Origin of the sequence: Candidatus Seongchinamella marina (assembly GCF_026262685.1) — a bacterium.
GTDB lineage: Bacteria > Pseudomonadota > Gammaproteobacteria > Pseudomonadales > Halieaceae > Halioglobus > Halioglobus marinus.
On sequence record NZ_SHNP01000006.1, the window covers coordinates 49,097 to 61,672 of the forward strand.

The 12,576-nt window shown below is 51.2% G+C and carries 8 protein-coding genes and 1 pseudogene; 6 read left to right on the forward strand and 3 right to left on the reverse strand.

Annotation, left to right across the window (positions count from 1 at the left end):
• Nucleotides 1-3: 3 nt before the first annotated feature.
• The gene (locus EYC87_RS16135; RefSeq protein WP_279253773.1) at nucleotides 4-1,920 is read left to right on the forward strand and encodes a DUF3604 domain-containing protein; all 1,917 of its coding nucleotides are present in this window, start codon (nucleotides 4-6) and stop codon (nucleotides 1,918-1,920) included.
• Nucleotides 1,921-2,327: 407 nt separating this feature from the next.
• Nucleotides 2,328-3,266, forward strand: coding sequence for an alpha/beta fold hydrolase (locus EYC87_RS16140; RefSeq protein WP_279253774.1), 939 nt, complete (start codon nucleotides 2,328-2,330; stop codon nucleotides 3,264-3,266).
• A gap of 152 nt (nucleotides 3,267-3,418) precedes the next feature.
• On the opposite strand, the gene EYC87_RS16145 is transcribed toward EYC87_RS16140, so the two are convergent.
• Nucleotides 3,419-3,853 carry a hypothetical protein gene (locus tag EYC87_RS16145; protein ID WP_279253775.1) on the reverse strand — a complete coding sequence of 145 codons (435 nt, stop codon included), beginning with the start codon at nucleotides 3,851-3,853 and terminating at the stop codon, nucleotides 3,419-3,421.
• 479 nt (nucleotides 3,854-4,332) lie between these two features.
• On the opposite strand from EYC87_RS16145, the gene EYC87_RS16150 reads away from it, so the two are divergent.
• Nucleotides 4,333-5,775, forward strand: coding sequence for an 8'-apo-carotenoid 13,14-cleaving dioxygenase (locus EYC87_RS16150; protein ID WP_279253776.1), 1,443 nt, complete (start codon nucleotides 4,333-4,335; stop codon nucleotides 5,773-5,775).
• A 344-nt stretch (nucleotides 5,776-6,119) separates the two neighbouring features.
• Nucleotides 6,120-6,959, forward strand: coding sequence for an enoyl-CoA hydratase/isomerase family protein (locus tag EYC87_RS16155; RefSeq protein WP_279253777.1), 840 nt, complete (start codon nucleotides 6,120-6,122; stop codon nucleotides 6,957-6,959).
• Between the two features lie 151 nt (nucleotides 6,960-7,110).
• Here EYC87_RS16155 and EYC87_RS16160 read toward each other — a convergent pair whose 3' ends face one another.
• Entirely contained in the window at nucleotides 7,111-7,848 is a 738-nt protein-coding gene (locus EYC87_RS16160; RefSeq protein WP_279253778.1) for a Coq4 family protein, read from the reverse strand.
• Between the two features lie 195 nt (nucleotides 7,849-8,043).
• Here EYC87_RS16160 and EYC87_RS16165 point away from each other — a divergent pair.
• A pseudogene (locus EYC87_RS16165) lies at nucleotides 8,044-8,892 on the forward strand (GTP-binding protein); the annotation flags it as partial.
• A gap of 536 nt (nucleotides 8,893-9,428) precedes the next feature.
• On the forward strand, nucleotides 9,429-11,495 hold the full coding sequence (locus EYC87_RS16170; RefSeq protein WP_279253779.1) for a hypothetical protein: 2,067 nt from the start codon (nucleotides 9,429-9,431) through the stop codon (nucleotides 11,493-11,495).
• 146 nt (nucleotides 11,496-11,641) lie between these two features.
• Here EYC87_RS16170 and EYC87_RS16175 read toward each other — a convergent pair whose 3' ends face one another.
• Entirely contained in the window at nucleotides 11,642-12,568 is a 927-nt protein-coding gene (locus EYC87_RS16175; RefSeq protein ID WP_279253780.1) for a DUF1295 domain-containing protein, read from the reverse strand.
• Nucleotides 12,569-12,576: the final 8 nt, after the last annotated feature.

Sequence of the window (12,576 nt, forward strand, 5' to 3'; positions counted from 1 at the left end):
ATGATGAATACACTAAAATTAGCAAGACACTCTTTACTCACTATTGCGCTTGCAGCCGCAGCGGCGCAGGTAGCTGCATCGTCTGAGGGGCCGACCGAAGCGGCAAAAAAATACTCCCCTCCTGCCAATACCACCCACGCCACCAACGTCTACTGGGGCGACTCCCACCTGCACACGGGTTTATCGCTGGACGCGGGCTTGTTCGGCAATATCCTGGGCCCTGACGAGGCCTATCGTCTAGCCAGGGGTGAAAAGATAACTGCCTCTACCGGAATACCGGTGCAACTGGCCCGACCTCTGGACTGGATGGTAGTCGCCGATCATTCTGACATGATGGGCATCGCTACAGACATCAAAAAGGGGACTCCCAATATCTTGGCCAATGCCAAGGGCAAGGAGTGGCACGACGCTTTCAAGAAGGGCGGTCAGGCTGCAGGCGAAGCGGCATTTGACCTTATCCAGAACTTCTCGCAGATGACTGTGCCTAAGCAATTAGTTGCTGACTACAGCCCTGGGTCAAAGGTATTCACCAAGGTCTGGAAAGAGATTGTCGATAACGCAGAGCTACACAATGAGCCTGGATTGTTTACCGCCTTTATTGGCTATGAGTGGACTTCTGTACCCAAAGGTTTCAACCTGCACCGAAATGTTATCTTCCGCGACAATGCCGATAAGGCACTGCAGGTAGACCCTGCAACCACGCAGCCACCCACAGGTAGCACCGACCCCAAATACTTATATAAATGGCTCGAGAATTATGAAAGCAAAACAGGTGGTCGTGTATTTGCTTTTGCACATAACGGCAACCTGTCCAACGGCTGGATGTTTCCTACCGAAGAAACCTATCACGGCGGCGTAGTTGATAAAGAATATGTGACACAGCGCGCCAAGTGGGAGCCCCACTATGAAATCACCCAGATAAAAGGAGATGGCGAAGCCCACCCCACACTTTCTCCTGACGATGACTTCGCCGACTATGAGAACTGGGCGGTGGGCAACCTGGACCTGAGTGAACTCAAGACCGAGAAAATGTTGGCCGGCGAGTACGGTCGATCCGCTCTCAAGCTAGGTTTGCAGCTGGAGAAAAAGTTCGGCGTTAACCCCTACAAGTTTGGTGTTGGTGGCGCAACAGACAGCCATACCGCACTGGCCACTGCTGATGAGGATAACTTCTTTGGTAAATCTACCAGTGTCGAGCCCAGTGCTGACCGAATAAGCCATCCCTTCATAAAGTCTGATCTTGGTGAGATTCCCGGCTATATGCTGGTCGCTTCTGGCTACACGGGTATCTGGGCCCATGAAAACACCCGTACTGCCCTCTTTGACGCTATGGAGCGCAAGGAAACTTACGCCACCACCGGTCCGCGCATGACAGTTCGCTTCTTCGGCGGTTGGGACTTCATCGAGAAAGATGTCCATTCCAGTGACTCAGTGGCTATCGGTTACGCCAAGGGTGTACCCATGGGTGGCGACCTGAAACAAGCCAGCGCCAACGCCCCCAACTTTATGATCCAGGCAAGCATGGACCCTCTAAGTGGCAGCCTCGATCGCGTTCAGGTCATTAAAGGTTGGATGGATGCCAAGGGTGAAACCCATGAAAGGGTCTACGATGTCGCAGTCTCTGGCGGTCGCAAGATCGACAAGAATGGGCGCTGCAAGCAAGCAGTTGGCAATACAGTGGACCTCAAAACAGCGACCTGGAGTAATAGCATTGGTGACGGGCAATTAAGCACTGTCTGGACAGATCCTGATTTTGATGCGAAAGAATCGGCGTTCTACTACGTGCGCGTCATGGAAATTCCTACACCTCGCTGGGTCCTGTATGACAAAGTGAGACTGGGAGCTGAGATACCCAAAGAGGCGAAATTGGTCGCTCAGGAGCGCGCCTATACCTCTCCGATCTGGTACTCCCCAAAGTAGCGACCTCCCAGCCGGGCAACTAACAGTGCGTTATCGCCAGCTTAGTTGCCCCGCCACGTTCAGCCTGGAGAGTAAATCACCACTGCGACCTCCTGATTTACTGCCCTCCAGAAAAAATGTTGTTTGCCATTGATTTGAATGGTCTGGCACACCAGCGAAGACTTCATCAGTATAAAAAATATCGCCGCTGCCTCGTTGCTCTCGCTTCAATCGGCGGGTATAGAGCGGTCTAGTTTTTATACACCAGAAACGAATTGCTTTGCGGTTGACAGTGATACCCTGTTCCGCAAAAAGAGCCTCGACATCATGGTGACTTAATTTGACAGTACCTGCCTGAGCACTCGTCGGATGATCTTTGCGCGGGCACTATGCTATGCTTTTGGCCCTCGTCTCAGTGAAGCTTTGTAATGCGTCGTTGGTCAAAATACCTTGCGTGGACTGCCTTGCTTTTACTAATTATCGCAGCGGCGGCTTATGTCTTTGCGCGCGCCGGACTGAAGGAATTGGACGGTAATGCACGCGACGAATTGGGTGGCTTATATCTGCAGACTGAACAGGGTGTTTTGTCATACACGCGCGAGGGTAATAGTGGCGCGCCCGCGATAATCCTGGTTCACGGCTTCAGTACCCCAAAGTTTGTGTGGGAGCAGGTAACACCCTATTTGCTGGAAGCGGGTTATCAGGTAATCACTTACGACCATTTTGGCCGTGGTTTTTCTGATCGTCCTGAAGTGCCCTATGATTCCGCGCTGTACCAAGGTGAGTTGGCGTCATTAATCACCGGCCTAGAGCTTGTAACCCCTTTGACGTTAGTGGGCTACTCAATGGGCGGTGCCAATGTGGTCGATTACAGCGCCTCTAATCCAGAAGAAATCAAGCAGCTGGTGTTGATAGCCCCTGCGGGCTATATGCCTGACGCTGGTTCTAGATCGGTATTGACCGCACCGCTATTGGGCGAGTGGCTGTTCACACTTATCGGCAGGCAATATGCGTATGCAGGTATCGAGGCGGAGGTGAGCGCAGGCAGAGCCCCAGACGACATGCTCCCCAAGTTCGAGGAGCAGGCCAGTTATAAAGGGTATACAGATGCGATGCTGTCTACGCTGCGCAATTACCCTATGGATGATCTATCTCAGCGTTATCAAGTTTTGGGGACGACGGATATTCCCGTCACCGCTATCTGGGGAACTGCTGATGAAATTGTTCCCTATGACGGAGCTGCGCTGATGGCCGAGGATTTACCGCAACTGAAACTCATTACGATAGAAGATGCGAATCACAACATGACCTTTGGCCAGGCTTCGGTGGTCACTGAAGCGCTGCTGGCAGCGCTAGATGCCCCTTAGATTTTAACGCCACAAAGCGGGAGGCAGGTCGCTTCCCTGAATGCATTAATGCCTCGCTGGGCCAATGCATCTTCGACATCTCCATACCTGAGACTTAAGCTGATAGCACCCAAACGGGGTGTCAAATTTGAATCCAAACCTACACACAGGGACTACTTCGCCCGCAGCGGGCTCAGTCGGTGAATTCCGTGCACGCTGCCGTCCTGGTTGACTGAATAGAAGAGATCCTGCTCCCGGTACAGCGGTCCACAGCTCTCGATACCTTCTCGGTCGGGCAACCCGCCAGTGATCACGATGCAACGCCGATCATCCTCGGCCCACCAGCGTCCACGCACTTCTCCCGAGCGCTCCGCATTGCTCCAACGATTCACAAAACTGCCGTCGCTGAGCCATTCGTTGACGGCCCTGGTCCTAATGAGGTCCTGAACCTCGGCATCGTCGCGAACACCAGAGAACAATCGCTGGATCTCTTCGGTAGACAGTCGCGTGGCTCCCGGGGGCAGATTGCCATCCTCTTCTTGGGCCACGACGATACTGCAGGCAATCAGCATGAGCGGCAGTAATAAACCTCGTAAATTCAAATTCATACTAGTTGGCCTGCATCTATTGTTTCCAACGTGCCTCGCTTGCGACACCGCTAGACGGAAAAACCCTTGGCATGGTTCCGACGAATTCACTTTTGAGGTCAATGATAATTAGCGGTGGCCACTCAAGCAACCGCCCTCCCCTGTTCTGTAAACACACTCACCCGCAGATATCGATCATGTTCAGCGCCAACCCTGTGCGCACCCAGGTTGAATAAATTTGATACACCAGCATGGGCAGTCACGAATGCGAGTCGATTTCTTATCAATACTTCATTTATATTACTTATACTGGCGAACGCTCATGGTTTAATCGTTGCGCTTACTTATAGTGTGCTGAGTGGATAGGTTTTATTGGAGCCGCTTTATCGCTAACGCAACGAAAGGCACGTTAGCGATAAAACCCATCCGGGTGGGATTATTTTACTGGCAATGACTATCACGACCTTTGCCGATATTTGGACAAATTAAGGAAAAATTTCATGGCTTGCGTTATTGAAAAGACTATCCGTTCCGCATTTACCCCCGTGATCGGCGCTGTAGCAAACTTCAATCGCAAACGGATGACCGCTCCCGAAGGTGGCCATCCCTATTTGACCGGCATTCACAAACCGATGACGGAAGAGTTGACGCTTGAAAATCTGACAGTCGAAGGCTCTATTCCAACGCAGCTGGATGGACGTTATTTGCGCATTGGTCCCAACCCGGTGACCGCGCCGGATGAAGCCAGCTATCATTGGTTTATCGGCGATGGCATGACCCATGGGGTACGCATCGTTGATGGCAAGGCCGAGTGGTACCGCAACCGCTGGGTGCGTTCCAATCAAGTCAGCGATGCCTTGGGCGAAGATCGCAAGCCGGGAATCCGCAACCCGCGCAGCGATAACGCCAACACGAATGTCATTGGTCTCAACGGGCGGACTTTTGCGATTGTTGAAGCTGGTAGTTTTCCGGTGGAACTAAACGAAGAGCTCGACACTATTGCGCATAACCCATTTGATGGCACGCTCCATCATGGCTTTTCCGCTCACCCCCATGTTGATCCAAAAACCGGCGAAGCGCATGCAATTGTTTATGACGCGCCGGTGATGAACACGATCTGGCACGTTGTGCTTGGCACCGATGGATTAGTTAAACGCGAGGAGCCAATCAAAGTGCAACACGGCCCTTCAGTCCATGATTGTCAAATCACCGATAACTTTGTGTTGGTCTTCGATCTACCGGCGACTTTCTCAGTAAAGCGAATGCTTGCTGGTTTTGATTTCCCTTACGACTGGAACCCGGATCATAAAGCGCGAGTTGGCCTCTGCCCTAAAAATGGTTCCGGCGCAGACACCATCTGGTGCGATGTTGATCCATGCTATGTGTATCATCCGGCCAATGCTTTTGAGACCGCCGATGGCAAAGTGATTGTCGATGTTGTGGTGCATGAAAGCACCTATGCGCGGACAACTTTTGGTCCGGGCGGCACTTGGTCTCGATTGGAACGCTGGACGGTTGATCCGAAAAGCCAGAGGGTGGATCGCAAAATAACCAACAACAAGGCGCAAGAATTTCCGCGCTATGATGAACGACTGACGACACAGGATTATCAATATGTCTATACCGTTGCACTGGTCGGTGAGGCGGATCGACTCGATATGGCGGGTAGCGAATTGTTCAAGCATGATCTCAGATCGGGGGCAACATTGAGCCGTCATTTTGGAGATAATCGTCACCCTGGCGAATTTGTTTTTGTTCCACGCAGTGCTACTAGCGGTGAAGATGAAGGCTGGTTGATTGGCCTGGTGATCGATATGGGTCAGGAAACTACTGAACTACAAGTGCTCAACGCGGATGACTTTTTGGGCGAAGCGCAGGCCATTATACACTTGCCGCACCGCATTCCTTCCGGATTTCATGGCAATTGGGTGGCGTCTTCCTGAAACCAGCACCCGAATAAAAACCCTCTTCGGCTAAATCGGGCTAGATTTGCGTCTCGCCCATTATCGTCAAAAATACTTCATCGATGCAGAAAGTATCGCCAAAGCCTCGATTTTTTGGTTTGAGTATTATCGTATAGATCGCACTGAATTTGATACACCAGAGACGGTTGGCTTCTTTAAACCCAGTGGGGTGTCTAGGGAATCGATAGCAATTTTTAACCGTTCATTCGTTAAATCTACCGAGATCGACCAATTTATTTATCGATACCGCCGGTATCTTTCACACAAAAATTGTTACGATTACTTGTGAAACAATGACTCCCAACTGACGCCAGGGGCTAAACATGCAGACAACGGACTTTTCAGATATTAGCTACCAGCTCGACAGTGACGGTATTGTCACAGTCAGTTTGGCCACCCCCGAACGTAAAAATGCGTTAAGCGGTTTGACAGCACTGGAACTGTACTGGGCGGCCAAGCACTTCCGCGAAGACGACAACGCGCTGGCGATGATTCTAACGGGCGCTCCAGACTTACAGAGCGAGCCTACAAGGCAGGCTTTCAGCAGTGGTGGATATTTCGTTCCCGGAATTTATGATGAGCTCCCGGAAGAGATCCTGACCCAGATCGACATGACCGATATTGCCATGAAGCGCACCGTCCTGGAGTTCTTCGCTTGCGACAAACCGGTACTGGCGGCTGTAAATGGTTTAGCCATCGGGGGCGGCTTCACCCTGCCGCTGGCCGTTGCAGATCAAATTTACCTGTCAGAGTACGCCTGGGCACGGCTGCCTTTCGCGAGCCTGGGTATTTCCGCCGAATTGGCGTCGACCTATATGTTGCCGCTCTTCTTGGGTATGCAAAAAGCCAAAGAGTTGTTGTTTTACCCGGAGAAGATCGAACCGCAGGAGCTGCTCGACCTTGGTATTGCCAATGCCGTGGTACCCCACGATGAGTTACTGTCATTCACGAGAGAGAAAGCGCTGCAGCTGATTCCTCCGCGCGGCGCAGGTGCGTCGATTCGTGCGATGAAGCGCATCGTACATCAACAACGCTTGGCAGAGGTGACCATAGCCCTGGACCTAGAGAACGAGGTACTTAACGAACTGATGAAGAGCGAAGATTTTGCCGAGGGACTAATGGCGCGTATTGAAAAACGCGCGCCGCTCTTCAAGGGACGCTAATGTAGCTGCTACGGCGAATTCGTCAATCGCAAATAAAATCAATCGGTTCAAGTTTGGCAGCGGTCCCTCGCTCGGCTAGGATATCTTCGGTATCTCGGTGGCTCAAGTTAAAGCAACTGCACAGCCGGACCAAGAGGTAGGCGGATTCGACTCAGGCTGCCGAAGGGAGATCTTGCGCGATATAGTCAACCGCCTGGTAGTTTATCGGCGCCTGAAAGCCCAACTCATTGCGCACAGATTGCAGCGGCTCATGAAGCCTGTCTTCCCAGCGAATGGCGGGCATCCACGCTGCCTTTTTACCGATCGCTCGGCCTTCGGCGATGAATCCTTTGATATCCAGCTGGGGATAGTCACCCTTAAACTTGCGGCCACCAATGAAGATAATAAAATTGATGCCGCGGTTCTCAACCTGTGTAGTCATGAAAGAGAGCAGGCTCAGCTCGCCAAGAGGATCTCTGCCATAGCCTGTGAGTACATGTTGCAGATCGTGAATGTCACGCAGCCGGTTGGCGAACCACTGTTCCTCTTCTGACAAGCCGTCGTAATCTGGAGCTTCTTCACGCGCTGCGATCAGGCCGTCAGCTGATAAGCCTTGAGAGTGCACGAAGTCGTAATAAGCTCGCCCGATGCTGCCCTCAGGCATTGCCAGCAGAGCATCACGGTCGTTAAGACGGGTCACGATATTAATACGCTGTTCAAGCATGGCGGCGCCAACGGGGTCGGCTTTAAGACGCTTCAGTGGCGCTGTTATGCCATCGCCTTTCAGCGCCTCAATAATTTTGAACACCTGCCCGGTATCATCCGGATCCTGTAACAGCCTGCTAATGGCTTTTATCGCCACGATGGGCTTGATTCGGTTTCGTGTCATCCAATGGCGTAATGCGTTCATGGCAGTCAGATTTGTGAAGTCAACCTCTACGCTAGCGCAAGCAGACAAACATCACAAGTCAGCTAAACAGGCCGTGCAGATCTTATGCATCTACACCACAGCGTTAGCGTCCTATCCGCTTGCTTCTAAAATGATATGTTACATCATAATGAAGCTTTTCGCATTTATACCATCGAACCTATAGTCTGCAGACACATGAATAATTTACCCGTGACGGTTTTATCCGGTTTTCTTGGCGCAAGAAAAACAACGGTGCTGAGTCATATTCTCAACAACCGTGAGGGCAAAAAAGTCGCTGTCATTGTCAACGACATGAGTGAAATCAATATTGATGCAGCCATGGTGCAAAACGAAGTCACGCTAAACCATCAACAAGAGAAGCTTGTAGAAATGAGCAATGGCTGCATCTGCTGCACCTTGCGAGAAGATCTATTAATCGAGATAAACAAGTTAGCTGAAGACAGGCGGTTCGGCTATTTAATGATGGAGTCCACCGGTATTTCCGAACCTTTACCCGTCGCAGAAACATTTACCTTTGCAGATGAAGAAGGTGTATCGCTGTCCGACGTAGCGACGCTGGACACGATGGTAACCGTCGTTGATGCCGTCAATTTTCTAAAGGACTATGAAGAGGCCAAGTACCTTCACGAAACCGGAGAGTCCCTCGGGGATGAGGATGAGCGTAGCGTTGCCGACTTACTGGTTGACCAGGTGGAGTTTGCTGACGTACTGCTGATTAGCAAGACCGACTTGGTAGAGCAGTCCGAACTGGATCGACTGGTTGCGATACTCAAGACACTCAGCACACAAGCTCGGATCATTCCCATTGCCAACGGCAAGGTCAACGCTGACGACGTCCTCAACACGCGTCTGTTTGATTTCGAGCGAGCCCAAGAATCGCCTGGATGGCTGAAAGAGATACGCGGATAACACGTGCCTGAACTAAAAGAGCATGGCATTGGCAGTTTCAGCTACGTCGCGCGTCGGCCCTTTCATCCCCAAAAATTCAATACGTTTCTGCATAGTGAAAAAGACTACGGCAAAAAAACCATTACTCCGTGAACAGCAAATTCTTAAGGCGCCGGCGTCGGAATATATGAATGCTGCCCAACTGGCGTTTTTTAAAAATCGTCTACTGCAACTCCATCGCGTTTGACCTGTTGAAATAAATCAACCACCTCATCATCTTGATCGACGCCTCAGATTGAATCGAAGTACAGCAAGACCGCGAGTTAATAATGTCAGGAGAGAAACGGTGCCGCTTGCATGTTTTGAGCCATTTTTGGCAATGTTGACACGTTAACCCCACAGTACCACTTTTGACATAAGGTTTATCGGCGCTATTTTGTACACTTAATCTCACAAAATCCTTTGAAATCTTCTTACACTTTTGTCATCGTCATTGTCATTGTCATTAAAAGAGGTGCGCAGCTATTACCATTAATCGACTGCTATTTTTCATCGCGATCATCATTCTTGCTTCGTGCAAGATAGACATTGAATCCCCCGCCGAAGGGCGTGTATCTAGCGTCTCCACAGCCGTCGAATGTGCTGCCGGCCGTGAGTGTACGGTCGATGTCATGGACCTTTATTTCGATGAAACGTTTATTGCTGAGCCTGCCGATGGCTGGCATTTTGCCGGATGGAAGTATGGAAATAGTTATATTTGTGCAGGCAGTACTGCACCCTGCCGCTTCAACACCACTAACTGGGCAGGTACAGAAGCCCAATTAGAAGTTCTAGCCGACCCGGATGCCTATGTATATCTTGAACCAGAGTTCGTCGTTAAACGCACTACCAAAGGTATTAACCTCGCCGACGAAAAATCCCAGGCTTTCACTGGCATCAACTTTAACTTCGACTTCTATCGCAATAATGCCTACAGCTGCGGACTCAGCGGCAACTACACGTTCATGGTCGTAAACCCAGCGAACGGCGACGAAACCACCGAAGCGCCACTGTGGGTCTTTCTGCATGGCGGTGGCGCCGGTTTTTACGATGAGAACGGGGATTACCAAGCCGTCGGCGATCAAACCGAAGACACCTGGAACCGCGAGGAAACTTTCGATGACCTTTTGGTCAAACAACTTCAAGAACGCACCGTTGAGAACGGACAGCCCAAAGACATCACCCTCACAAGGCGGATTCAGGAGGGTTATCGCGTGGTCATGGTATCGATGTGCGACCACGACCAGTACTCCGGTCTTGGCACGCCTTACCCCAACAATCCCAACCCCGGTGCCGAGGTGAACGGTATGCAGGCGACTATGTCGGCGGTTGAATATACCGTAGCGAATTACCCGACCACCGAGGTATTTGCCCACGGTACCAGTGCCGGATCGGTTGGTGCTTACAATCTGGCTATGAGCTTCGCAGCGCAAGACATACATCTCACCGGTGTGGTGGCGGATTCTATTTTGAGCCCAAGGGCTTTCGACTTATTCGACGTTTACCCGGGACAGGCTCCGCGCCAACCGGGCTGGACCTACGAGGGCGTTGGAGAAAAACAAGGGTTTTACGGTGATACCAACCGCAGTGATATTATCGCCCCCGAGGGCCGAATCAATGCGGGCTTCGATGAGGTGCCCCTGCTATTCGTCGGCGGCACACAAGACCCCTTCTGTTTTTGGGACCTCCCACCCATATCCGAAGCTGCCACCGCGGGTCAGAACAATTGCGAATGGGCCGCACAGGGACTCATTGATACCATCGCCGCTCAACCTGCCAGTCCACATCAGGTCGCCAACATGGTGGGAGAAGGCCACATTCCAACAAATACGGTTTCGTCAGCAAACAATATCGTAGATACATTTATCAGTGACATCCTGGCAGACAACCCGGGAGCGCCGTTCAGAGTGATTCCCGGCGACAAGATGATGTTGATGGGGCACAGCTTCTTCCGTCCGCTGGCCGACCAGATCCCCTATCACACAGTACGCGCCGGCGTTGACGGCCACAGCCAGAACGTGGAAATGTCTGGTGGTGCGAGTGGTGCGCCGCTTGCGCTATGGAACGATGCGGGGCATCGCGTCAATATACAGGCGGTGCTTAACTCAGGGGGTGTCGACGTTTTCGGCATGACCTGTTGCGACTTTGAGCTAACCTCCGAGGGTGCCCCTGTTCTGAACCCCGAAGGAGAACCCATCCTGATCCTCGAGGGCTATGAACTGTGGTTCGACTACGCGCTGGCCCAAAACCCGGACACCGAGTTCTTCATCGGTATGCCCTGGGTCGACTACCCCACTGACTATGCTGACGCTGCTAGTTACGCAAATACTTGGAACCTCTTCTACAACACTATTATTCTTCCTACAGTGGACACACTGCGTGCACAGTATCCGGGGGTCACAATTTATTCCATCCCTTACGGTGCGGCGGCGCTGAAGCTACGCACCCTGTTTGAAGCGGGCAACTTGCCAGATGTAACTAACCTGCAGGGCCCGAGCGAGAGCTCCCTGTTCACAGACAACAAGGGTCATGGTGGCCAGATCCTTAAAGATCTGGGAGAGCTTATCTGGATTGACGCCATCTATGGTGTGGATCTGGACAAGTACGCCTATGATTCTGGCTACGAGACCGACCTGAAGGCTATCGCCAAGTCGATCATGGATGCGCACGATCCCAACTATAATGGCCCCAATAGATAATTCGCTCAGGTTGTTCAGTTAAAGGGGTACTTCTCCCATTCAACGTCAGCGCCAATTCAGTTGATGTGCCTTAATTCGGAAATTCCGTTCCAGAAACCGGTCAGGATTATTCCATTGACCGAATACGTTCATTCCTCTCCTACAGCTTACTTATCGGCAACTGTCCTACTGGGGCCAGGGAAAAAAATGTTTGTTGTTTCCTGATAGGCCCTGTACCCCGGCCGTTTTTGAACCGAATAGTACTCTGCTGGCACTGCCCCGGTAAAATATACCAGCGTGGTGTACATCATTCTTGAAGCCATTAACAAGCTGGCGCCTAGCAACACCCAAACAACCAGTGATTCCTGATCATACAGTGCAAGCCAGGAAGGAATGGCAGCGATAATCAGACCATTCCATACCATCCACTCAGCAAAGTAATTGGGGTGGCGGCTAAATTTCCACAGGCCCACGTTACAAACCATATTCTTCTGACCTGCCTTCTTCATCGTCTTCAGAAAGCCCAGTTTTTGCATATCAGCAACAGACTCCACAGCATAAGCGCCCGCCCAGATCAGCATACCAATAACTTCAAGCGCTGAAATACTCCCACTCGGGTTGGTCGCAATCAGGAGAGCAGGTACCGCCAGAAATGATGCATTCGCCAAGCCCTGATAGATCGCATCTATCTGCATGGCTAATGCAGTGTTGGTTTTACCTGCCGTTTTCCAGCGAATTTTCTGATATTCATAGCGCGGGAACTCTTTTTTCAGTAATCCCATTCTCCACATATTCAGAGCGCCTAGCGCCATGCGACTGCCTACGAGAATATAGACCATACTAACCAGAGCGACACGAACAGGGTCTCCACTACTATATAGCCAGGTTAAAACGCCGATAATTACCAAGCCAGATGGCCAGCCTATATCCACATAAGACATTCGTCCTGTGCGCCAAATGGGAAGGCATACCACCAGGACGAACAGCAGCAATTGTAGTGAACCATTAATCAAACTGATGGAAGTGAAGCTGTTGCTTAACAGCAATAACAGCCATCCAGCAGTGAAAAGAATGAGGGGCGCGAAGTATTTCATGGTTTTCC